The organism is Candidatus Binatia bacterium, assembly GCA_036504975.1.
Classification (GTDB): Bacteria; Desulfobacterota; Binatia; order UBA9968; family UBA9968; genus JAJPJQ01.
This window is the reverse complement of record DASXUF010000105.1, coordinates 1-23,016: the sequence shown is the minus strand read 5'-3', so window position 1 is coordinate 23,016 and position 23,016 is coordinate 1. Positions and strand designations below refer to the sequence as shown.

General features: G+C 61.1%; 27 protein-coding genes. All 27 read left to right on the top strand.

The genetic code is table 11. The features are described 5' to 3' along the window. The first annotated feature begins 81 nt into the window (after positions 1-81). On the top strand, positions 82-534 hold the full coding sequence (locus tag VGL70_13670; protein ID HEY3304574.1) for a flagellar basal body-associated FliL family protein: 453 nt from the start codon (positions 82-84) through the stop codon (positions 532-534). A gap of 17 nt (positions 535-551) precedes the next feature. Beyond that, positions 552-854 carry a flagellar biosynthetic protein FliO gene (locus tag VGL70_13665; GenBank protein ID HEY3304573.1) on the top strand — a complete coding sequence of 101 codons (303 nt, stop codon included), beginning with the start codon at positions 552-554 and terminating at the stop codon, positions 852-854. Position 855: 1 nt separating this feature from the next. After that, entirely contained in the window at positions 856-1,527 is a 672-nt protein-coding gene (gene fliP, locus VGL70_13660) for a flagellar type III secretion system pore protein FliP (protein HEY3304572.1), read from the top strand. Then, positions 1,524-1,793 carry a flagellar biosynthesis protein FliQ gene (gene fliQ, locus VGL70_13655; GenBank protein ID HEY3304571.1) on the top strand — a complete coding sequence of 90 codons (270 nt, stop codon included), beginning with the start codon at positions 1,524-1,526 and terminating at the stop codon, positions 1,791-1,793. The genes fliP and fliQ overlap by 4 nt, the downstream gene beginning before the upstream one ends. An 8-nt stretch (positions 1,794-1,801) precedes the next feature. Then, positions 1,802-2,593: a flagellar biosynthetic protein FliR gene (gene fliR / locus VGL70_13650; protein ID HEY3304570.1), complete on the top strand. Its 792-nt coding sequence runs from the start codon at positions 1,802-1,804 to the stop codon at positions 2,591-2,593. A 60-nt stretch (positions 2,594-2,653) separates the two neighbouring features. Next, entirely contained in the window at positions 2,654-3,721 is a 1,068-nt protein-coding gene (flhB, locus tag VGL70_13645; protein HEY3304569.1) for a flagellar biosynthesis protein FlhB, read from the top strand. A gap of 203 nt (positions 3,722-3,924) precedes the next feature. Continuing rightward, a complete protein-coding gene (gene flhA / locus VGL70_13640; protein ID HEY3304568.1) occupies positions 3,925-5,979 on the top strand; it encodes a flagellar biosynthesis protein FlhA in 2,055 nt (684 codons plus the stop codon). 4 nt (positions 5,980-5,983) lie between these two features. Further along, entirely contained in the window at positions 5,984-7,045 is a 1,062-nt protein-coding gene (locus VGL70_13635; GenBank protein HEY3304567.1) for a hypothetical protein, read from the top strand. After that, a complete protein-coding gene (locus tag VGL70_13630; GenBank protein HEY3304566.1) occupies positions 7,038-8,036 on the top strand; it encodes a MinD/ParA family protein in 999 nt (332 codons plus the stop codon). Before VGL70_13635 ends, VGL70_13630 begins: the two co-directional genes overlap by 8 nt. Next, complete coding sequence (locus VGL70_13625; protein ID HEY3304565.1) at positions 8,033-8,839, top strand: FliA/WhiG family RNA polymerase sigma factor; 807 nt, start codon at positions 8,033-8,035, stop codon at positions 8,837-8,839. The genes VGL70_13630 and VGL70_13625 overlap by 4 nt, the downstream gene beginning before the upstream one ends. Before the next feature lie 37 nt (positions 8,840-8,876). Continuing rightward, entirely contained in the window at positions 8,877-9,107 is a 231-nt protein-coding gene (locus VGL70_13620) for a hypothetical protein (GenBank protein HEY3304564.1), read from the top strand. A 26-nt stretch (positions 9,108-9,133) separates the two neighbouring features. Continuing rightward, the gene (locus tag VGL70_13615; GenBank protein ID HEY3304563.1) at positions 9,134-9,772 is read left to right on the top strand and encodes a hypothetical protein; all 639 of its coding nucleotides are present in this window, start codon (positions 9,134-9,136) and stop codon (positions 9,770-9,772) included. 127 nt (positions 9,773-9,899) lie between these two features. Beyond that, complete coding sequence (gene flgF / locus VGL70_13610; protein HEY3304562.1) at positions 9,900-10,631, top strand: flagellar basal-body rod protein FlgF; 732 nt, start codon at positions 9,900-9,902, stop codon at positions 10,629-10,631. A gap of 1 nt (position 10,632) precedes the next feature. Continuing rightward, positions 10,633-11,421, top strand: a complete 789-nt coding sequence (gene flgG, locus VGL70_13605) for a flagellar basal-body rod protein FlgG (GenBank protein HEY3304561.1) — start codon at positions 10,633-10,635, stop codon at positions 11,419-11,421. 14 nt (positions 11,422-11,435) lie between these two features. Next, positions 11,436-12,164: a flagellar basal body P-ring formation chaperone FlgA gene (gene flgA / locus VGL70_13600; GenBank protein HEY3304560.1), complete on the top strand. Its 729-nt coding sequence runs from the start codon at positions 11,436-11,438 to the stop codon at positions 12,162-12,164. 35 nt (positions 12,165-12,199) lie between these two features. Further along, positions 12,200-12,937 carry a flagellar basal body L-ring protein FlgH gene (locus VGL70_13595; GenBank protein HEY3304559.1) on the top strand — a complete coding sequence of 246 codons (738 nt, stop codon included), beginning with the start codon at positions 12,200-12,202 and terminating at the stop codon, positions 12,935-12,937. 1 nt (position 12,938) lies between these two features. After that, the gene (locus VGL70_13590; GenBank protein HEY3304558.1) at positions 12,939-14,069 is read left to right on the top strand and encodes a flagellar basal body P-ring protein FlgI; all 1,131 of its coding nucleotides are present in this window, start codon (positions 12,939-12,941) and stop codon (positions 14,067-14,069) included. Between the two features lie 73 nt (positions 14,070-14,142). Continuing rightward, positions 14,143-14,988, top strand: coding sequence for a peptidoglycan DD-metalloendopeptidase family protein (locus VGL70_13585; GenBank protein ID HEY3304557.1), 846 nt, complete (start codon positions 14,143-14,145; stop codon positions 14,986-14,988). A 100-nt stretch (positions 14,989-15,088) separates the two neighbouring features. After that, positions 15,089-15,415, top strand: a complete 327-nt coding sequence (gene flgM / locus VGL70_13580) for a flagellar biosynthesis anti-sigma factor FlgM (protein ID HEY3304556.1) — start codon at positions 15,089-15,091, stop codon at positions 15,413-15,415. Between the two features lie 9 nt (positions 15,416-15,424). Then, positions 15,425-15,910 (top strand): flagellar export chaperone FlgN, encoded by a 486-nt coding sequence (flgN, locus tag VGL70_13575; GenBank protein HEY3304555.1) that lies wholly within the window; start codon positions 15,425-15,427, stop codon positions 15,908-15,910. A gap of 5 nt (positions 15,911-15,915) precedes the next feature. Continuing rightward, positions 15,916-17,313, top strand: coding sequence for a flagellar hook-associated protein FlgK (flgK, locus tag VGL70_13570; GenBank protein HEY3304554.1), 1,398 nt, complete (start codon positions 15,916-15,918; stop codon positions 17,311-17,313). A gap of 42 nt (positions 17,314-17,355) precedes the next feature. Continuing rightward, positions 17,356-18,264 (top strand): flagellar hook-associated protein FlgL, encoded by a 909-nt coding sequence (flgL, locus tag VGL70_13565; protein HEY3304553.1) that lies wholly within the window; start codon positions 17,356-17,358, stop codon positions 18,262-18,264. A gap of 6 nt (positions 18,265-18,270) precedes the next feature. After that, positions 18,271-18,528, top strand: coding sequence for a carbon storage regulator CsrA (gene csrA, locus VGL70_13560; protein HEY3304552.1), 258 nt, complete (start codon positions 18,271-18,273; stop codon positions 18,526-18,528). Then, positions 18,521-18,961, top strand: coding sequence for a flagellar assembly protein FliW (locus VGL70_13555; protein ID HEY3304551.1), 441 nt, complete (start codon positions 18,521-18,523; stop codon positions 18,959-18,961). The genes csrA and VGL70_13555 overlap by 8 nt, the downstream gene beginning before the upstream one ends. A gap of 51 nt (positions 18,962-19,012) precedes the next feature. Continuing rightward, positions 19,013-19,531, top strand: coding sequence for a hypothetical protein (locus VGL70_13550; GenBank protein HEY3304550.1), 519 nt, complete (start codon positions 19,013-19,015; stop codon positions 19,529-19,531). Between the two features lie 68 nt (positions 19,532-19,599). After that, positions 19,600-21,930, top strand: coding sequence for an HDOD domain-containing protein (locus tag VGL70_13545; GenBank protein ID HEY3304549.1), 2,331 nt, complete (start codon positions 19,600-19,602; stop codon positions 21,928-21,930). A gap of 117 nt (positions 21,931-22,047) precedes the next feature. Further along, a partial coding sequence (gene pseB, locus VGL70_13540; GenBank protein HEY3304548.1) for a UDP-N-acetylglucosamine 4,6-dehydratase (inverting) occupies positions 22,048-23,016 on the top strand: 969 nt, incomplete at its 3' end.

The following is a 23,016-nucleotide window of genomic DNA, read 5'->3' as shown; positions in this document are numbered from 1 at the left end:
CCACAAGTAAAGCTCGCTTCTAAAGCCACTTAGCGCTCTTCCTTCCCTGGCACCCGGATTGCTCAAGTGACGGGTACGCCTATGATTAAAACCGAATTCAGAAAAAAAACCCTCTTGTCGGCACTGGTCGTGACTTTAACTCTCGGACTGCTCGGCGGCGTTTGGCTCCTGGCCTATGAATTTTTCAAGCCGGGCGCAGCCGCGGAGCAAACAGAGAAACACGTCGCCAAAAAAGAAGCGACCGTCGAGATGGAACCGTTCGTGGTGAATCTCGCCGGGGCGCAACCGGCGCGTTATCTCCGCGCTTCCCTCAGCCTCGTCTTAAACAACGGCCACGACAAGCAAATCGTGAAGCAATCCTCCTCGCGGCTCCGTCACGAGCTCATCATGCTTCTCAGCAGCAAGACGGCCGAGGGGTTGCTGGCCGCCGAAGGAAAGTCGGAGCTGCGCGAGGAGATTATCGAGCGGATCAATACCGCCGCCGGAGAAGAGCTCGTGGCCGAGGTCTACTTCCGGGAGTTCCTCATTCAATAATCAAGGAGAGACGACGGATGATCGGATCTGAATTTGCAGCGCCGGCGTTGATGGTCGTCGGCGCTGCCGCCGTGGCGCTTTTCTCGCGCCGTCTGGGGCCGTTCTTTCAACACAGGTCCGGCAGGAGCGACATTCCGCGCCACCTCGGCACGTTGATGCTGAACCCGAAGTGCTCGGTGGCGGTGGTCCAGGCCGGCGAGGAGACGTTGCTCCTCGGTGTCACCGCTTCCAGCGTCACGTTGCTCACGAAGCTTCCGCCGGCGCCGCCGGAAACTCCCCAGAGCCAAAAGGAAGCGAGCGAAGAAATCAGGCTCCAGTAACATGAACCCCTCGGCTCTACCGCTTTTGTCTCAATCCCTACAGGGGACGCAAATCTCCACGGCTTTCGAGATCGTCTTCCTTCTCACGGTCCTCTCGCTCGGGCCGCTGATCCTCATCACGCTGACTTCCTTCACCCGGATCGTCGTGGTGCTTTCTTTCGTCCGCCAGGCGCTGGGGACGCAGCAGGCGCCGTCCAATCAAATCGTCATCGCGCTCGCCCTGTTTCTCTCGATGTACGTGATGTCGCCGGTGTGGCAGAAGATCGAAGCCGACGCCGTGACGCCCTATCTCAACAAGAAAATCACGCCGCAGGCCGCCATCGTCCAGGCCTGGGCGCCGCTCAGAACGTTCGTCGCCAGGCAAACGCACAAAAACGATCTCGCCATCTTTCTCCGCACCGAGAAGGAAAAGGCGCTGGACTTGAAGGACGTTCCCGCCACGGCGCTGATTCCCGCCTTTATGATCTCGGAGCTGAAGACTTCTTTTCAGATGGCGTTTTTCATTTACGTGCCGTTTCTCATCTTCGATCTCGTGGTGGCTTCGGTCTTGATGTCGATGGGGATGATGTTCCTGCCGCCGGCGTTGATTTCGCTGCCGTTCAAGCTCGCCCTTTTCGTCCTGGTGGACGGCTGGAACCTTCTGGTCACTTCTCTCGTCAGGAGCTTCGAATGACGCCGGAAGCCGTCATCGACATTCTGCGCCGGGCGCTGGAGGTGGGCGGCCTGGTGGCCGCGCCGATCATTCTCGTCAGCCTGGCGGCGGGCGTCGCCGTCAGCGTGCTGCAGGCGACCACGCAGATCAACGACTCGACGCTCGTTTTCGTTCCCAAGATCATCGGCGTGGTTGTGGTCCTCGTCCTGCTGGGTCCATGGATGCTCCAGACTTATATGGACTTTACGCGCCAGACGATCCTGAGCCTGCATTTGCTCGTGCGGTGAGGCGAACGATGTTCTCGCTCAATCAATTGATCAGCTCGCGCTGGCCCGAAGTGGTCACGTTCCTCTTGGTCCTGGGGCGGACGAGCGGCCTCGTGATCAGCGCGCCTTTTTGGGGCAGCCGGGTCGTGCCCGGACTCGCGCGCGCCTGGATCGCGGTCGTTCTCAGCGCCGCCGCCTATCCTTACGTCACGACGCTTTCGCTCGCGCCGGGCGCGGCCGGCAGCGGCTACGGTCCGGTCGTGTTTCTGGTTCTCGCGCTGGCGGGGGAAATTCTCCTGGGAGTCGGCTTGGGCTGGGCCGCGCAGTTGCTTTTCGCCGGGCTGCGCTTGGCCGCGCAGCAGTTGGAGATGAAGATGGGGCTCAATCTTGCGCAAATGATCGATCCTCAGTGGGGCAGCTCCAGCTCTTCGCTCGCTTCCATCTTCGAGATGGTCGCCGTATTGGTCTTCTTTTCGCTCAACGGCCACCGTCTTTTGATCGAAGCGCTGAACGCGAGCTACGCGATTTTTCCCCTGGCGGGCGGGAAGCTCGAGTTCAGCCGCACGATCGTCGGCTCCGCCGGACAAATATTTTCCATCGCGCTCCGGGTGAGCGCGCCGGTCGTGATCGGACTGCTGCTCACCGATGCGATCCTCGGCATTATGAGCCGGGCCATTCCCCAGATGAACGTCTTTTTCGTCGCCATGCCGCTCCAGTTCGCGTTCGGCATGCTGCTGTTTTTTTTATCGTTGCCCGCGGTGGTCTGGTTTTGCGTGGATTATTGGTCGGCCGGGAATCATTTACCGGCATTCGGCCGTTGATACGAGCGGAGGAAATGTTTCGCGCCGACGACTGAACCCCGATAGCCGAGAGCTGCTTTTATGGCCGAACAGCAAGACAATTTCGAGCGCACCGAAGAAGCCTCGCCCAAGCGCCGCGAGGATGCGAGGAGCAAGGGCAACGTCCCGGTCTCCCGGGCGGTGGTTCCGACGGCGACCTTGCTCGCGGCCGTTTTGGTTTTCCGCTTTGTCGGAGAGGAGTTCGTCGCGCGCCTGGGACGCCTGTTCGTCGGCTTTTTTTCGCTCGCCGGCGCGCGCCACGAGATGGGCGGCCAGAAATTGTTTTCGCTGTCGCTCGAATCGGGACTGATCCTGGCCCCGGTCCTCGCGCCGCTCTTTCTCGGCGTGATCCTGGCCGGCGTCGGAACCGGCCTCTTGCAAACCGGCTTTCTCTGGACGTTCGAGCCGCTGAAGCCCGATTTCTCCCGCATCAATCCTCTCTCCGGGTTCCGCCGCATCTTCAGCCTCGACGCCGTGTCGGAGATGCTGAAGGCGATGATCGCTTTGGGCGCGCTCGGCGCTTTGGGCTTCCATTTTCTCTACGCCGATCTGGGCGCGCTCTCGTCGCTCACTTCGCTCGGCGTCGAGGAGATCCTGCTCTACGTCGGGCGCGAGGGGACCCATCTGATCGGCTTCGGCGTCGGCATCATGGCGCTGTTCGCGGGCGGGGACTATTGCTACAAGCGCTGGCGCTCGGAGGTGAAACTCCGCATGAGCCGGCAAGAATTGAAAGAAGAGATGCGCGAGCAGGAAGGAGACCCGCTCACCAAGAGCCGCTTGAAAGGCATGAGGCATAAGATCTCGCGCCGGCGGATGATGGCCGACCTGGTTAAAGCCGACGTCGTCGTCACCAACCCGGACCACTTCGCCGTGGCGCTCAGCTATCGCATGGAAACGATGAAGGCGCCGCGGGTCGTCGCCAAAGGCGCCGGATTCATCGCGCAAAAGATCAAGGAGATCGCGGCCCAAAACCGCATTCCCGTCGTCGAGAACAAGCCGCTAGCCCGGCTGCTCTATCGGGTCGTCGAGGTCGGGCAGGAAATCCACGAGAGCCTTTACCGCGCGGTCGCCGAGGTGCTGGCCTACGTCTACCGGCTGCGGAGAAAATAGGGATTGCGAATTAGATTCTTGCTTTTGAAATGTTGAACAAAACGGCTTCAAGAAAATTTATCGCGCCAAGACGCCAAGCACGCAAAGGAAGAAAATATTTCTCCGAACTTGGCGCGCGTTGCGCCTTTGCGCGAGGCATCTTTTTTCCCGATTTCGTGAGCCAAGTTCAAGCGAAAAATTTCAAAAATTAGGGAAGAAAAAAAATGAGTCAAGCAAAGGCGCAAGAGATCACGGGACTTTCGTGGAGCGACTCCGGGCCGGCGATCGCGCTGGTGGCGATGTTGATGCTGTTGCTCTTGCCGGTGCCGTCCTGGCTGCTCGACTTCGCGCTGGTCATCAGCATGGCCTTTTCGCTCACGATCCTCATGGTTTCTTTCTCGATCAAAGAGCCGCTGGAGTTCGCCGCTTTTCCCACGGTGCTTTTATTCGGGACCTTGCTTCGTCTCGGGCTCAACGTCGCCTCCGCGCGTCTGGTCCTGCTGCGCGGCGAGGAAGGATCGGCGGCGGCGGGCCGCGTGATCGAGGCCTTCGGCCATTTCGTCATGGGAGGCAATTACGCCGTCGGCTTCATCGTCTTCGTGATCCTCACCGTCATCAACTTCGTCGTCATCACCAAAGGCGCGACGCGCATCGCCGAAGTGGCGGCGCGCTTCACCTTGGACGCCATGCCCGGAAAACAGATGGCGATCGACGCCGACTTGAACGCGGGCCTCATCAACGACGCCGACGCCAGGCGGCGGCGCGAGCGGGTGCAAAAAGAAGCCGACTTCTACGGTTCGATGGACGGCGCCTCCAAGTTCGTCCGCGGCGACGCGGTCGCCGGCCTCATCATCCTCGCGGTGAATCTCCTCGGCGGATTTTTCGTCGGCGTGATGCAAAAGGGAATGTCCGTCACCCAGGCGGCCCAGCTCTATAGTCTCCTCAGCATCGGCGACGGCCTGGTGGCCCAGGTGCCCGCGATCATCGTTTCCACCGCGGCGGGCCTGGTCGTAACGCGCACCGCATCGGAGTCCGGTCTCGGCGTCGAGCTGTCGCGTCAATTGCTGTTCAACCCGAAAGTCCTCGGCGTGGTCGCGGCGGCTCTCGGTCTCTTGGCTTTCATGCCCGGTTTTCCGGCGCTGCCTTTTTTGGCCACGGCCATGGTCGCCGGCGGGTTGTCGTATTCGGCGGCGGACAAAGAGCAAAAGAAACAGCTTCAGGCGGAAACCGAGAGTCAAAAGCCGCAGAAGCGCGAGGAGGCGATACGGCCGGCGCCGATCGACCTGCTCGAGCTCGAAGTCGGCTACGAGCTGATCCCGCTGATCGACAGCGAAAAAGGCGGGCTGGTCGAGCGCATCAAGGCGCTGAGATGCCAACTGCTCACCGACCGCGGCTTCCTCATTCCGCAGATTCATATCCGCGACAACCTGCGTCTCGGGAGCAAGCAGTACACGATCCTCATCAAAGGCGTCGAGGCTGGCAGGGGCGAGCTCAGGCCGGGAAAATTCCTCGCCATGAGCGTGTCGCCGGAGACCGATTCGACTGCGACCTTGCCGGGAGAGCGCACCGAAGAGCCGGCGTTCGGCCTCCCCGCCCTGTGGATTTCTTCCGCCGACAAGGACAGGGCGGAAGGGATGGGACACACCGTGGTCGATTCGGAGACCGTGCTGATCACCCATCTCTCGGAGATCGTCAAGCGCTACGGCCCGGACCTGCTGACGCGCCAGGACGTGCAGCGGCTCATCGACGAGCTGGCCAAGGAGCATCCTAAAGTTGTGGAGGAGTTGATCCCGCAGCACTTGACCGTCGGCGGCGTGCAGAAAGTGCTGCAAAATCTTTTGCGCGAAGACGTGCCGATCCGCGACCTCTTGACGATCGTCGAGACGCTCGCGGACCACGCGCCGCAAGTGAAAGACATGGATCAAATCACCGAGTACGTCCGCCAGGCGCTGGCGCGTTCGATCACCGCTTCGTGCCGCAACGCCGACGGCATTCTCCCCGTCATGACGGTGGACTTGCAGATCGAGCGGACGATCCGCGAAAGCATGCAGGAGAACATGGCGCTCGAGCCGCAGGCGGCGCAGCGCATCATCACCGCCGCGCGCCAGGCGATGGACACGTTTACTCAGCGCGGGCTCCTGCCCGTTTTTCTCGCGAGCCCCGACGTGCGCCGCCATCTGCGCCAACTGTTGAGCCATTATCTGCGGCAGGTCGTCGTGCTGTCGCACCGGGAAATTACCGACGGAGTCAAAATACAATCTCTAGGGGTCATAAGGTGAAACGATGAAACCGAAACATTTTTTAGGCAGAGACATGTCCGAAGCGCTGAGCGCGGTGAGGAAGTCGCTCGGTCCCGACGCTCTGATCTTGGAATCGCGGAGCGTCGCGGCCGGCAACGGAATGGGCGTGGAGGTGACCGCGATGAACGATGAAGCGGACGGTATTCGCGGAGAAACGGTGAATCGGGGAAGCGGAGAATCGGAGAACCGGCGAGAAAGCGACGCCGGACCGCTGAAAGAAGTTCAGGAAGGGATCGCGGAAGTCCGCGCGCTCTTGCATTGGATTCTTCCCGGCGTGGCACGCAAGGGCCTGGCGGAGAAGCTTCTCGATCAAGGTCTCTCGCCTGAAGTCATCACGCGTCTGGCGCGCGCGATGGAGGGCATAGAAGCGAAAGGCGATCGCGAGCGGATTTTCGCCGCGCTTTCGCGGCTGATTCCCTGCGCTGAAGCACTACAGACGAAAGCGGGAAAGCAGCAACGGCTCGCGCTCGTCGGGCCCACCGGCGTAGGAAAAACTACGAGCATCATCAAGCTCACCGTCCGCCTCCTACAAAAAGCGCGCCGCGTCGGCTGGATCAGCCTCGAGAGCGGGCGCAGCGTCGGCGCCGACCTGCTGGCGAGTTATTGCGGGATTCTCGACGTTCCCTACCGCGCCGCTCACGACCGGACAAGCCTGGAGCAGGCTTTCGATCAGCTTTCGAGCTCCGATTGCGTCCTCCTCGACACGCCCGGCTTCAGCCCGCGCGACGAAAGCGGCGTGGAAGAGCTCACGGAATCGCTCGACGCCGTTTCCGATCTCAAGCGCATGCTGCTTCTCAGCGCGGCGACCAACGGCCGCGACATGGCCGATTGGGTGGAAGTTTACCGCAAGATCGGTCTCGACTCTCTGGTCTTTACCAAAGTGGATGAATGCCGCTACTTCGGCCCGCTCATCAACACGGCGATCGTCTCAGGCCTGCCGCTTGCCTACGTCACCGGCGGGCAGGACCTGGTGAACGACCTGCAGGTGGGTCGCCCGGAGCTGCTGGCTAATCTAGTTCTATCGGGATGGAGCAACGATGATTGATGTAACGGATTCCTTATCGACCCGTTCGACCCGGCTCAGGGTCGATCCTTCGGCCGAGGCGCTCACGAATCGAAGTCCTGAGTCCATCGAAGGATCGACGGCCGTTTTTCCGCGGCGGAACCCTTTCTTGGGCGTGACCGCGACTGAGTTGGACGGCCGCTTGGCGATGCTGCCCACGGCACGGGTCTTCGCCGTGACCAGCGGCAAGGGCGGCGTCGGCAAGACCAATACCGTGGCTAATCTGGCCGCGGCGCTCGCGCGCCGGCAAAAGAAAGTCTTGCTGATGGACGCGGACCTCGGGCTCGCCAATCTGGATCTCTTTCTCGGCGTCAAGCCGCGCTACACTCTGGCGGACTTTTTTGCCGGCCATATGAGCCTCGCGGAGATCATCGTCTCGACGCCGCTGGGAGTTTCGCTCCTGCCGGGCGGCAGCGGCATTCAAGAAGTCACCGCGCTCACCGACGCGCAGAAGATCGCCTTCATCACCGAGCTCGACGCGCTCACGCACGACATCGACGTCGTGTTGGTCGATACCGGCAGCGGCATTTCCGATACCGTCACGTACTTTACCACCGCGGCGCAGGAGATCATCGTCGTGGTGACCCCCGACCCGTCGTCGATGACGGACGCGTACGCTCTGCTCAAAGTTCTAGCCTCCAAGCACCACGAAAAACGGTTCTGGGTCCTGGCCAATACCGTAGAAGGCGAGCTCGGCGCACGGCGCCTCTACGACACGCTCTCGCGCACGGCGCTCCGCTTTCTCAACATCTCGCTCGATTTTCTCGGCTGGGTCCCCTGGGATCAGGAGCTTCGCCGCGCGGCGTCGAACGGTCAAATCGTGAGCTCGAATTCCGCGACTTCGCCGTCGGCGCAAGCGTTTGCGACGATCGCGTCCCGGCTGCTTCAGCAAGCGGCGAACGAGAGCCGGGTCAAGGGCAACATGCAGTTCTTTTTCCGCCGCGTTCTCGGGCCAAGGAGAGAGACGAGTTGAAAGCCGAAGCCAAAACGCTTCCCGATCAGAAGTCGTGGGACGAGATGGTGGAAACCTATCTCCCGCTCGTCCGCATGGTGGCGGAGAAAATCCACCGGCGCCTGCCGCCCGGCGTCGACCTCACGTCGTTGATTCATTCCGGCATCGTCGGGCTTTTAGAGGCGTTGGGCCGCTTCGATCCCACGCGCGGCGTCGCCTTCGAAGTGTACGCCCGCTACCGCATCGAGGGGGAAGTGATGCAGTGTCTCCGCTCGCTCGACTGGGCGAGCCGCTCGGTGCGCTCCTGGGGGCGCAAGGTGGAAGCCGCCCGCGGCCGGCTCGCGGGCCAACTGTCGCGCGCGCCGACGGTCGAAGAAATGGCAGGGGAGCTCAACATCCCGCTGGAGGAATATTACCGGGTCGAGCAGAAGGTGAGCGAGGCGACGCTTTTGAGCCTCGAGGATCTTTCGATTACGTCCGAGGGACAGTGGGAAAAGGCGCAGGAGGAATTTGCCAATTATCCATTTCGCGACCCGCTCACGTTCGTCGAAGACAAGGACCTGATCGAGAAGCTGACTTCGGCCGTGGATCAATTGCCCGAGCGCGAGCGGCTCGTCGTGACGTTGTATTATCACGAAGAGCTCACGCTCAGGGAAATCGGCGAGATCATGGGGCTCACCGAGGGCCGCGTCTGCCAAATTTACGGCCAGGCGGTCGGACGATTGAAAGAAATGTTCGGCGAAAAGAAAGCGCAAGCCAAGACTAAGAAAACGCCAGCGGAGGCGCCGGAGGCCAAAGGCCGGACAAAGAAGACGGTGGCATGAGAGGAGTTTTTGTCGTTGCGTCTATGAGTGATGCGTCGTGGCCGAATCGGTAAACAGAATCGTCTCGCCTCCCGTGTCGCTCGACCGCGCCGTTGCGGTCGATCGGGAGAGAGATCGGACGAAGGACAGGGAGCGGGAGGAAAAAAAGCGCGACGCGGCGGCGGAAAAAGATGAAAAGGAAATCGAGGCCGCAAAGGACGCTGGGCAGGCCGAAGAAAAACAGCCGGCCGATGAAAAGGTAGGCCGCTCGCTCGATATCAAAGTTTAAGTGAAAGGGAAGAAAGGGGTGACTATATGAATCCAAGTTGGATCGTGATCGCGGTTTTAGGATTGCTTCTCTGCCTTTTAAGCCAAGCGGGCAGGCGAGTGTTTGCCGCCGTCTTCAGCGGTTTGTACGATCTGGCGCTCCTGCCGATTTTTGTCGGAACGAAGAGCCTTTTCGCCGGGAAGTCCGGCGTGCGCGACGATCGGCTCGCCCGTCTCGAGGAAGTGCTGCGCGCCGCCGAGCTGACCAACAATAGCTTTTTCCGCTCGCTCGAAATGGTGCAGAAAAATCTCGAGGCCGTAATCCTCCGAGCTGAAAACACGGAGCAGCGGCTGCACAACTTGCTGACGCAGACCGATCTCGGCAAGCCCGACCAATACTCCTCGGCGGCGCTGTTGCTTGCCGAAGGAAAAGGCGCTGAGCAGGTGGCCAAGATGCTCGGCCTGCCGCTCCAACAGGTCCAGCTCGTCCACAAGCTCCGCCAGGCGGTCAAGGGCGACGACAAGCCGATCGAGTCCAAGCCGCAAGGGCCGCGTCGCGGGGAGAAAAAGCTCGAAGAGCCGGCGGCGCCGGTTACGGGGAAAAAGCGGCCCGCGTTTCCGGCGGCGATATTGAAAGGGGAGAATGGTGCCGCCCACAGGGAAAAAGATGCCGCCTTGCAGCGCTAGGCGGCGGGTAGGAAAAAATGACCGCCGGTAAAAATCTTTCAAGAAAGGCCGATTCTTTATCGCCTCTGGCGTGGGCCTTCGATGCCACGCTACGCGGTACATAAATTGCAGAAATGCGAGGCATCGTATGAACGCGGGGATGTACAAAGCTGTTTCCGGCTCGGTCGCGCAGATGCGCCGGCTTGAAGTGACGACACAGAATCTTGCCAACCTGAACACCTCGGGCTTCAAGGGCCAGCGGCTGGCTTTCAGCGAGCTGCTCGGCCTGACCGCGGAGCAAGAGCGGGTCGGCGGCCTGGTGGCCGTCGCCGAGCAGCGCACGGATTTCTCACAGGGGGAACTGCAACCTACGGGCAATAACTTCGATCTGGCGCTCGACGGCGAAGCGTTCTTTGTCATCCGCACCGGCCGGGGATTTCGCTACACGCGCCAGGGCAACTTTACTCTTGCCCCCGACGGAATACTGGTGAACTCGTTTGGCGAACCGGTGCTGGGAGAAAGCGGGAACCGCCGCGAGGGCGAAGTCATTCGCATCAGCGGCAAAAAAATGGAAGTAAGCTCGGATGGGATCGTGCGCTCCGAAGAGGGCGAAGTCGGAAAATTGCGCATCGTGCGTTTTCGCGATCCGCGCATACTCGCGAAAGAAGGCCGAGGTCTGTATCGGGCGCTCGACGGAACGGCTCAGCCGGCCCCGGATTACCGTATTCTCCAGGGCAATCTCGAGCGGGCGAACGTCAATCCCGTCGATGCCATGGTCGGTCTGATCAACATCCACCGCCAGTTCGAGGCCTATGGAAAAGTCCTGCAGATGATGGACTCGGCAACCGCAAGAATGTTGTCGGAAGGAGCGAGGTTATAACATGAGAGCTTTATGGACCGCCGCCACCGGGATGCAGTCCCAGCAGTTGACCCTCGATATCATCGCCAACAACCTGGCCAACGTGCAGACCGCCGGCTTCAAGCGCAGCCGTCTCGATTTCCAGGATCTGGTTTATGAAACGCTGCAAGCGCCCGGCAACGCCTCGGCGCAGGGACGCGAGGTGCCGTCGGGCCTGCAGGTAGGACACGGCGCGCGCGCCGTCTCGACGTACAGACTTTTCATCAAAGGCGACCTGCAGCACACCGGCAATCCCCTGGACGTCGCGGTCGAAGGCGACGGCTTTTTCCAGGTGCTCCAGGCGAGCGGCGAGATCGCCTACACCCAGGCCGGGAGTTTGAAGAAAGACAGCCAGGGTAAGCTCGTCACCAGCGAGGGTTTTCCGCTGCAGCCGGAGATCACGATCCCGCAGGACGCGATCTCGCTCACGATCGGCGTCGACGGCACGGTTTCGGTCGGCCAGCCCGGCACGCTGACGGCGCAACAGATCGGCACGATCGAGATGGCGCGCTTTGTCAATCCGGCGGGGCTCGAGAGTCTCGGCCGGAATCTTTTTCGCCCGACTCAGGCCTCGGGCGATCCCATCTTGGGAACTGCCGGCCGGGAAGGATTCGGCACGCTGCTCCAGGGATTCGTCGAGATGTCCAACGTCAACGTCGTCGAAGAAATGGTCAATCTGATCGTCGGCCAGAGAGCTTACGAAATCAATTCCCGGGCGATCCGCACCGCCGATGAGATGATGCAGACCGCCAACAACCTCGTCAGGTTCTAAAAGGGAGGCGCATCGTGAGGAGCCGTGAGGCGAAGAGCGCCGCGATCATAGGCGCATTGATGGGGCTGCTATTGTCTCTCACCGCGTCGGCGGACGAAAAGGCGGGTCAGGTCGTCAGCCAGCAACAAGTGGAAGAGACGCTGCACCGCTATATTTTAACAACCGGCGTCTGGGACGCGCAGCAGATCGAGGTGCGCGCGCTTTCCTACAAGCCGGTGCCGGTCCGTCACGGGAAGATCGCCTTGCGCGTGGCCAAGCCCGCGAAGGGAATCACGCCCGGCGTTCAAACGGTTTTGCTGGCCGCGGACGTCGATGGCAAGGAGGAGAGCCAGATTTGGGTCAGGACCGAGATCAAGGTCCACGATAACGTCGTGGTCAGCGCGCGGCCCTTGGCGCGCCGTCAGGTGATCGGCTCCGAGGACGTGCGCCTCGACTGGCGCGAGATCAGCTCGTCGAATCCCCGCCCGTTGACCAAAATAGAAGACGCGATCGGCAAACAGGTTGCGCGCGCGACCAACGCCAATGAAGTTTTAACTTCGTCTCTGGCCGAGCCGCCGCAGGTGGTGCGCCACGGCGGCCCGGTCCTCTTGATCTATGAGACCGAGCGGCTCCGCGTCGAGGCCGTGGGAGAGGCGTTGCAGGCGGGAAAAGTGGGCGACGTGATACGGGTTAAAAATCCCGCCTCGGGAAAACTGCTTCAGGGCGTGGTGATTGATGGAAGAACGGTAAAGGTAAGCCAGTAAAAAAAGTAAAAAGGCAAAAGTAAGAAAAGGCCCAAATGCAAAACAAAATAGCAATAGGGAAACTCCGGGATTTATTTTTTACTTTTTCCTTTTTACTTTTGCCTTGGTTCGTGGGGTGCAGTTTGGAGCGGCGCTTCATTCCCACGCCGTCCGCCGAGGAATTACGGTTGGAGACGGAGCGCCTGGGGGACGTTCCGGTCTCGCGAACCACGCGCACTCCGGCTTCCACCGGCTCGCTTTGGCCCAGAGACGATCATGTATTTTTCTACGCCGATAAAAAGGCGAATCGCATCGGCGATATCCTGACCATCAAAGTCGTCGAGGCGGCCCAGGCGAGCAACACCGCCGACACCGATCTTTCGCGCAAGTCTTCGATCAACGGCAGGATCGACAATTTTTTTACCGCGAAAAAGCTTTTCGGTGTGCCGATGTCGCAGAACTTCGCGGAAGCGAGCGCCGAGAACTCGCATCTCGGCAAAGGCAGCACGACGAGAGAGGGAAAAGTCACGGCGAATATCACGACGGTCGTGACTCAGGTACTGCCCAACGGCAACCTCGTCATCAAAGGGATGCGCACCGTGGGCGTCAACAACGAACAGCAGCACATCACCTTAACCGGCATCGTGCGCCAGGAAGATATCGCGCGCGACAACTCCGTGTTGTCCACCCAGATCGCGGACGCCCATATCACGCTCAGCGGCGCCGGCGTCGTCGCCGACAAGCAGAGGTCGGGTTGGGGGACGTGGATTTTCGACTGGATATGGCCGTTCTAACATGAATCTCAAATCTCAAATCTCAAATCTCAAATTTGCAATTTTCATCTTGCAATTTTCTGTGCTGCTGTGCGCTTCCGCCGAAGCGTCGCGTATAAAGGACCTCGCGCAGGTCGAGGGGGTGCGCACCAATCAACTCATCGGCTACGGTCTGGTCGTGGGGCTCGACGGCAGCGGCGACCGGCAGAACACCGAATTCACCGTCCAGACGCTGACGAACCTCTTGCAGGCTTACCAGGTCCGCGTCGATCCCGCCGCCGTGCGCGTGAAGAACGTAGCGGCGGTCATGATCACGGCCGAAGTTCCGCCGTACGCCCAGCCGGGAAATCGCCTGGACGCCTTGGTCTCATCCATCGGCGACGCCCAGAGTCTTTCCGGCGGCATGTTGCTGCTCACGCCGCTCAAGGGGCCCGACGGCCGCGTCTACGGCGTCGCGCAAGGGCCGGTCACTCTCGGCGGCGGCTACACCGCGCTCGGAATCGGCGCGCGCCTCAGCAAAAACCACCAGACAACCGGACGCGTGACCGCAGGCATGCTGCTCGAGCGCGCGATCCCGTCCGAAATTCTCACGCTCGAAGGCGAGGTCAAAATCAACGTCAACAAACCGGACTTCACAACGGCGCAGCGCATCACCGACGCCATCAACGGGGCGGACTTGAAATTCTCCGCCCAGCCGGTCTCACCGGGAGTCGTCCTGGTAAAAGTTCCGCCTGAATTTCAGGCCAACCCGATCGGCTTCATCTCTGCGATCGAATCGCTGGAGGTCTCGCCGGACAATCCGGCCCGCGTCGTGATCAACGAGCGCACCGGCACGGTCATCATCGGGAAAAAGGTGCGCATCGCCCCCGTGGCGGTGGCTCATGCCGGCTTGCACATCACCGTCAAAGAGGACCAGCGGGTGTCTCAGCCGGCGCCGTTCGGCAGGGGGCAGACGGTTGTGGTGCCCGACACAAAAATCGGCGTCGTTGAGCCGGAAAAACGCCAATTGATGGAGCTTCCCGGCACCGGCGTCGATCTCAGCGAGGTCGTGCTCGCGCTCAACGCGCTCGGCGTAACGCCGAGAGATCTGCTCGCCGTATTCGAAGCGCTGAGACAGTCGGGAGCGCTGCAGGCGGAGTTAGTCATAATGTAAGAAAATTTTGAATTTTGAGTGTTGAATTTTCAATTAAATCGAAAATCCAAAATCTAAAATCGAAAATGGCAAGATGATCAACCCGGTCGATAAATTCAACGTCGAGAACCTGATCGCCGAAAGGGCGCAGGCGCTGGGCGCGGCTCAGACCGGCAACGCTACTCCAAAGGAGAAGCAGAAGGCGGCGCAAGAATTCGTCTCGCTGCTTTTCCTCGAGGTTCTTAAAGCGATGCGGGCTTCTATCCCCAAAGGCGGTCTCTTCGAAAGCGACTCACTCCAGAGCGACGTGTATATGACGCTTGCGGACACCGAAGTGTCGCGGGCGATCGCCGGAAGGGAAGGGATGGGGCTACGCAAGATGATCGAAAAGGCGCTTGACCGGAGCGCCGGCAAGGCGATGGAATCCGGCGCGACCAAAGCCCTGGACTCGAACGCGGCGCGGTCGCTTGAGCATAGCGCGTTGAAAACGCACGGCGGCGGTATTGCCGAAGATCATCACAGCCACGATTTCGATCCTCCGGCAACCGGCGTAGTGTCTTCAGGATTCGGATTCCGCGCCGATCCTTTTACCGGCGAGAGCAAATTTCACAAAGGACTCGACATCGCCGCTCCGCTCGGCAGCCCGATCAAGGCGGCGGCGGCCGGAAAGGTTGTCTTCAGCGGCTGGGCCGACGGTTACGGCAATCTCGTGACGCTCGATCATGGAGATGGGATAACGACCCGCTATGCCCATACCGCCGCCAATCTGGTCAATCCCGGCGATGACGTCGCCGCGGGACAGGAAATCGCCCTGGTGGGTTCGACCGGGCGGTCGACGGCGCCGCATCTCCACTTCGAGGTGCATAAAAACGGGCAGGCGATCGACCCCACGCAAGTGGTTGGTTTTCAACAGTTTGCCAGCGGGGTCAAGAGGGGGTAAATTTCGTTAAAGAAACAGGCGTAGGCGCCGATGTAAACAGATGTAGGACCCCGATAACATCGGCGGTCCCGCGCTTTAACGAAAAAGAGGAGAACAAGACATGAAGATCACCGGTAAAGATCTTATCGATCCCGGCATCTCGCAGCACGTCCAGAACGATAAAAGCGTCGCCCCAGCGCGCGGAGAAGGGGAGAAAGGCGCCCAGCAAGCCGGCGAGACCGCCAAGATCAGCATCTCCGATGAAGCGCGGCATTTGCAGAAGGCCGCCGAGCTGGCCGGCAAAGGCGATGAGCTTCGGGCCGAGAAGGTCGACAAAATCAAAGAACAGATCGCCGCGGGCACTTACCACGTGGAAGCGGAAGAGGTGGCGAAGAGCGTCGCCCGCAGCGAAGTCGCCCGTCTCTTGGGCAAGCAGGGCAAGGAGTAAAAACTTTCAATGACTCAGGATCTTACGGAATTGGCCGCGGCCATCGGCGAAGAGATCTCGCTGGGCCAGGACCTGCTGGACAATTTGTCCGCCCAGCGGAAAGCGATCCTGGCATGGCAGATCTCAACGCTGATCGAGCGCATCGAGAGCCGCGAGGCGCTGCTGTTGAATCTCGGCGCCGTCGAGGAAAAAAGACAGCGGATCACGAGCCAACTCGGCGGCGGGGATACCAACTTATCGCTGCAAGCGATCCTGGGCCGCGCTTCATCGGCCGAGCAAGCAACCGAGCTTAGCCGTCTCCGCGAGCAGGCGCGCCGCGTCTATGCGCAGCTTCAGGCGGAGGAAAAGAGCCTTTTGAGCTTGATGGAAAATCTTCTGGGTCACATTCGCGAAGCGTTGAGTCCATTGACGCTTCCCGAGGTGCGTCTTTACGGCGAGCAGGGAGCCGCAGGCGCTTCGCGCCCGTCGTCGGGCCTGATTCAAGGCAAAGTCTAACCGCCATGTCTATCCTGACCAGTCTTTTCATCGCGGCGCGGGGCATGCAGGCCCATCAGCAGGGGATTCAAACCACCAGTCATAACATCGCCAACGTCAACACTCCCGGCTTTTCGCGCCAGCGCTTGATTCTCTCTACATCTTTTCCGATCACGTACGGCCAGCTCCTGCTCGGCAACGGCGTCTCGGTCGAAAGCGTCAGAAGCGTCGTAGATCGGTTCGCCGAAACGGAGCTTCTCGGCCGCCACGGCGAGTGGGGTTTTTCCCAGGCCGCGGCGCGCGCTCTCGGCGCAGTCCAGGACGCTTTCCCGGTCGCCGGCGGAGTCGAAGAGGCGCTCGACAATTTTTTCAACGCCTGGTCCGCTCTGTCGAATAATCCGGGCGGGCAGGCCGAGCGGACGGCATTGATCGGCAAGGCGAATGCACTGGGAGACCGCTTGCGCCAGGCGCGCGGCATGCTCAGCAACGCGCAGTTCAATTTGGACAAAGACGTCGGCCAAGTTGTCGGCCAGGTGAATTCGGTGCTGGCGCAGATCGCCGATTACAACCGGCAGATTGCCGCCGCCGAAGCGGCGGGGCAGCCGGCGAACGATTTGAGGGACCAGCGCCAGCTCCTGCTCCAGGATATTTCCCGCCTGACCGGCGCGACGATCACCGAAGGCGCCCAGGGGCAGGTCACCGTCACGTCGGGCGGGCTCTTGCTCGTGAGCGGCGACCGCGCCGCTACGCTCGATGCCAGCAACGTCGGACTCAACGGACTCCATACCGTTGACTACCGGAGCCCGTCGGGACTCACTTTCGACGCGACGACGTTTTTTACTCGGGGCGAGCTCGGCGGCGTTCTCACGATGCGCGACCAGGAGCTTCCGAGCATGATCGGGCGGCTCGATCAGTTGGCCAAGACCATCGCCGATGAGGTCAATGTCCAGCATGCGGCGGGCTTCGACTTGAACGGCGCGGCCGGCGGCAACTTCTTCAACCCGATCGGCGCCGTCGCTGGCGCGGCCAACAGCCTCCAGATCACGGCCGCCGTCGCGGCCGACACGAATCTGATCGCCGCCTCGGCCACCGCCGCCGGCGTGCCCGGCGACAACGGCAACGCGCTGGCGATGGCGAATCTGCGCAACACGGCGTTCCCCGTTCTCGGCAACCAGACGTTCAACGAATATTACGTGTCCCTGGTGCAAGACGTCGGCATTAAGGCGGAGGCCGCCGAGCGCAACTTAGATTTCCAAGAGGCGCTGCTCAACCAGGCGCAGGTCCGGCGCGACGGGCTTTCCGGCGTCAGCCTGGAGGAAGAGATGACCAAGATGATCATGTTTCAACGCGCCTTCGAGGCCGCCTCGGTCCTGGTCAAAACCGGCGACGAGATGTACCAGACGATTTTGGGAATGGTCAGATAAAGTAAAAAGTCAAAAGTAAAAAGTAAAAAAAAAGAATCAACCATGCGTGTCAGCAATCAATCGCTCGCGAATCAGGTCCAGGAGAACGTCCAGCAGGCCATGCGCAGGCTGGCGGCGGTGCAGGAGCAGATCTCTTCGGGCAAGCGCATCAACCGGCTCTCGGACGATCCGTTCGGCGCGGCCCGCGCCGTCGATCTCAAAAGCTTCCAGGCCTCGCTTGACCAGTATCAAAAAAATATCGACAGCGCGCTGCCGTTTCTCAATCAGACCGATTCGGTCCTGGGCGACGTCGACGACGTTCTCAACCGGGCCAGGGAACTGGCCGTGGCGATGGCGAACGGCGCGATGTCGGCGCAGGATCGGGCGAACGCCGCCGCCGAAGTGCATCAGCTCTTGTCCCGGCTCGTCGCTCTCGGCAACGCCAAGCTGGAGAACCGTTACATGTTCGCCGGCTTTGTCAACGGCGCGGCGCCTTTCGCCCTGGCGGCTGGAGTCGTCACTTACAGCGGCGACAGCAACGACATATTCATTCAGGCCGACAGCTCCACCAACGTCGCCATCAACTTGCCCGGCGACAAGCTCTTCCAGGGAGTGGGAGTGGCTGGCGGCACCGACCTCTTCGACACTCTTTCCGACCTCGAGACCGCGCTCAACGCCAATGACGTCGCCGGCCCAAACGGAATCACCACGCAGATCGGACGGCTCGACAGCGGATTGAATCAAGTCCACGGTTTTCGCGCCGAGATCGGCGCGCGTTTGGAGACTTTGAACACGGCGCGCGCCGGCCTGGAGATCATGAAGCTCAGGACCACGGAGACGCGCTCTAAAATAGAGGACATCGACGCGATCAAAGTCTTTTCGGACTTCGCCCTTCTCCAGCAGGCTTTCCAGGCGGCCCTCCAGTCGTCGGCTCGGGCGATCCAGCCGAGCATCCTCGATTTCCTCCGTTAGAATGCCATGCTCGTTCTTGCACGCCGGCCCGGTGAAAGCATCACGATCGGCGACGATATCGTCGTCACGGTGGTCGCCGCCGCGGGCGGCCAGGTGAAGCTCGGGATCACCGCCCCGCAGCACGTGCGCGTGTTGCGCGAGGAGATTCTGAAAGCGCTCAAAGAAGAGAACAGCGCCGCGGCAAAAGGTCTCGGGGACGCGTTGCCGCTCGAGGCCCTGGCCAAACGCTGGCACGCGGAAAAGGGGGAAGGCTCAAGTGGCTAGTCCGGCAAAGCAGGATATCGACGCTATCGCGATCCCATCCAGGGGGGAGAGGCGGTTGTTCTTTCCCGACGGCCTCTTGGGGTTTTCCTCGCAGCGAAATTTTATTCTGAGCCCGTATCAACCGGGGGATGGAAGCGCGTCGCCCTTCTTCGTTCTCCAGGCCGAGGAGGACGACCTCTGCTTCCCCCTGGTTTCGCCGCATTCCATAGTCTCCGATTATGCGCTCAAGCCGCCGCCGGAGGCGCTGGCCGTCCTCCGCGCCGGCTCGCCGGCCGACCTGTCGGTTTTTGTCATCGTCACCTTGCGCGAGCGCGTCGAAGACATCACCGCCAATCTGCAAGGCCCGATTCTCCTGAACCCGTCCTCCAGCCTGGGGCTCCAGCTCGTCGTCGAGCACTATCCGCTCCGCTATCCTTTGATTAATCCCCGCTAATCCTAAAGTTTCGGTCCCATCAGCCGAAAATGCAGTAGAGGGGTTTCTGCGATGGAACATGCCGAAATGCGCTTGAAAGAAAAGGTATTTGGCTTATTCGGGCCTGACGCGCTTCTGCCGGTGCAGTATTTCGACCTGCTGCGCCGAAAGACGCCGATCGAGCCTGAAATAAGGCTAATGTGGGCGGTCCTGGAAGACGCCGTCGAGTGCTATCGAAGGCACGTCGGCGACGCGAAAGGCAAGCCCAACGGAGAATTCGAAGAGGTCGATAGCTGGATTTTCGACCCCGACGGCGACTGGTTATTTTCCTTCGAAAACATATGCGCGACGCTGGGAATCGACGCTGAATATCTGCGCAGCGGCCTCCTCGGCTTGAAGAACAAATCGCGCGCGGCACACCCGGCGGGACCAATGGCCCACGCGAACTCCGGCAGTGCCGAGAAAGGCAGTTTCGAGCCTGGTGTTTTAACCCCTTCGGCCTCGCTCTCGTTCGATTCCGAGGCTCAGGGCTCTTCCCTCAGAGTCGAGGACAGGGTTGATCCTGAGCGCGTCGAAGGATCAAGTTTTTAGGCGACGAAAACATGAACGCCGATGAGCCGCGAAACCCGCAGCTCGAAACCTGAAACTGAGCAGACTAGATGGACGGTTTAAATCGAGCAAGAAAATCACCCGGCGCCGTCGCGCCCGACCTCACTCCTTTCCATAGGATCATTCCCGAGCACGGCTCCTCCGCTCGCGTGCACCGGGTCGATCGAGTCATCGAGCGCGTCACCCAGCTCCCGTTCTCTCCGGTGGCGATGAAGATCCTCGAGGTCGCCTGGGACGAGAGGGCCGGCGCGCGCGACATGGCGAAGGTCATCGTCCTCGATCAGGCCTTCACCGCCCGCCTGCTGAGAATCGCCAACTCTCCGTTTTACGGCCAGTCGCGCGAGGTGACGACGGTGTCGCAAGCGGTCGCCATCCTCGGCATGGACGCGATCGCCTCGCTGGCGTTGACGCTGTTCACCTTCGGCTCCTTTCCCGAGGACGACAACGAGACTCTCAGCATCGGACAATTATGGGAGCACTGCTTGGGCTGCGGCGTCTGGGCCCGCGCCATCGCGACGCGTCTCAGGCACCGCACGCCGGAAGAAGCCTTCATCGCCGGGCTGCTCCACGACATGGGCAAGGTCTTACTGTACCGCTTTTTTAAAAAGGAGCTTCTGCAGGCGGTCGAGATCACGGCGGCCGAGGGGCTTTCGCTCTCCGAGGCCGAGCACCGGACGCTCGGCACCGACCACGCCGTCGTCGGACAGGCGGCGGCCAATCAATGGGGGTTTCCGCCGCTCCTCAGATACTCGATTGCGTTTCACCGCACGCCGCTGGAGGTGCCGCGCGACGCCGACGAAACGGTGCGCCAGATCGTCGCCATCGTTCACGTGGCCGATTTTCTGTGCGAGAGTTCCGAGATCGGCAACGGCGGGGAGCGCGGCGCCGGAGCCATCGACGAATCCGTCTGGGAGCTGCTCCGAGTGACGGAGGATGAATGCCGCGAGATGATCGGACCGGTGGTGGTCGAGATTGAAAAGAGCCGGGAGCTTTTCGCCTCAGCCATGGGATGGAAAAAGCCGGCCGCAAGAAAAGAAAGCAAGCCGAACGGCGCGCGCGCCGGTGAAAAAGCGCCGTCCCGTCCCGCGCCCCTGGCGCCTGCCGCGGTCCAGACGAGCGCCTATCTCTCCCGTTTCGTCGACGCCGGAAAGCAGATCGCGGTTCTCGCCGGATTGGACGAGCTGCTCCCGAACGTCGCCGCGCACGCGATGAAACTGCTCGGCGCGGATGCGGCGGAGGTGCTCGTGCCCAAAGACGACGGCTTTGAAGTGGCCGGCGCGGCCGGAATCGAGGGTCTTCTAGGCAAAACCATTCCCCAGAAAAGGAGCCTCGCGGGCTGGGTGGCGGAGATGAAGGAGGCGCTCGTGATCGCCGACCTCGACCGGGCGCCGGCGTCGTGGGAAAAAGATTTTTTCGCCGCGGCCGGTTACCGCGCCCACCTGTTGCTGCCGGTCGAGTGGGCCGGAAAATCGATCGCGGTGCTGTCGGTCCACTGCCGCCGCGAGCGGCAATGGAGCCCGCAGGACATCGGCTACTTCAACACGTTCGTCGGCCTGACGGCCGTGGCCCTGGAAAACGCGCGCCTGTACCGCGAATCGGAAGAGAAGGCCGTCACGTTTCAGAAGTTGAACCAGGCGCTTCAGGAAGCGCTTCGCGTCAAAGAAAAATTTCTCCACATCGTCTCGCACGAGCTGCGCACGCCGCTCAGCATCATCATGGCCTATCCCGGCATGATCCTGAACAACATCTTCGGCGAGACGACGCCGCAGATCCGCGAAGGCATGAAAAAGGTCATGAAGGCCGCCAAGCACCTGCTCACCATGATCGACAATATCCTCGACCTCTCGCAGCTTGAAGGAAATCTTCTCAAGGCGCGGCGCGAGGCGGTCGATCTTCCCGCGCTGCTCGACGAAACCGCCGAGCCGGCGCTGACGTTGTTGGAGGGCAAGCCCATCGCGTTCGAGCGCGACTACCGCATGCCGCTGCCGACGGTCTATACCGATCCCAGGCGGCTCAAGCAGGTGGTGACCTGCTTGCTCGACAACGCGGCAAAATTTACCCAGCAAGGAACGATCGTCCTGGGCGCGGCCGGCGTGGAAGGTGGCATCGAGATCTTCGTCAAAGACACGGGCATCGGCATCGAAGAAAAAGACCGAGAAGTCATTTTCGACCGCTTCCGTCAAATCGATGACGGCGATTCCCGCACTTATGGCGGTCTCGGCCTCGGGCTTTACACGGCGCGGCGTCTGCTCGAGCTCGTCGACGGCACCATCGCCGTCGAAAGCCAGGTGGGGCAAGGCTCGACCTTCAGCGTACGGATTCCGCTGGGGGAACCTACTCCCTCAACTCGGACTTCCGCCTCCCCAACTCCTAATTCCTAATCCTAACTCCTGATTTCCCCCTGGCCTCTATCTTGCTCCAGCACAGGTACGCGCTTCTCGCGGGTAAAAGTTTCCCCGCCGGCGTGGCACTCGGTTTGCGTAAAGAAAAGGTGAACCATGTCTCACGGATTCGATAATCAAGTTATTCTGGTGACCGGCGGCACCGGCTCGTTCGGCCAAAAGTTCATCGAGACGGTGCTATCGCTCCATCGGCCGCGGAAGCTGATCGTCTTCAGCCGCGATGAAGTGAAGCAGCTCGACATGATGCGGCGGTTTCCCGAAGCGCGTTATCCCGCGATCCGCTGCTTCATCGGCGACGTGCGCGACCGGGACCGTTTGCATCGCGCCTTCGAGGGCGTCGATGTCGTGGTCCATGCCGCCGCGCTGAAGCAGGTGCCGACCGCCGAGTACAATCCGCTCGAAGTGATCAAGACCAACGTCATCGGCGCGGCCAACATCATCGACGCCGCCATCGACTGCGGCGTGCGCCGGGTGATCGCGCTGTCGAGCGACAAGGCGGTCAATCCGATCAATCTCTACGGCGCGACCAAGCTCTGCGCCGACAAGCTGTTCATCGGCGCCGGCGTCTACGCGGGCGCGCGCGAGACCCGCTTCGCCGTGGTGCGCTACGGCAACGTCATCGGCAGCCGCGGCAGCGTGATTCCGTTTTTTCTTGCGCAGCGGGGGAAAGGCGTCTTGCCGATCACCGATCCGCGCATGACCCGTTTTTGGATCGCCCTCGACCAGGCCGTCGCGTTCGTCATCAATTGTCTGGGCATGACGCAGGGCGGCGAGATCTTCGTTCCGAAGCTTCCGAGCATGCGTCTGATAGACCTGGCGCGCGCCATCGGGCCGGAGTGCCGGCACGACATCGTCGGCATCCGTCCCGGAGAAAAATTGCACGAAGTGCTGCTTACCGAGGACGAGTCGCGCCGCGTGCTCGAGTTCGACGACCTTTTCATCGTCAACCCCGGCTGGCTTTCGGGCGGCTGGACGAACGGCAACGCCCACGTCGGCCGGCCCGTTGCCGAGGATTTTCGCTACAGCTCCGAGACCAACGACCGGTGGCTCACCGTGAGCGACCTC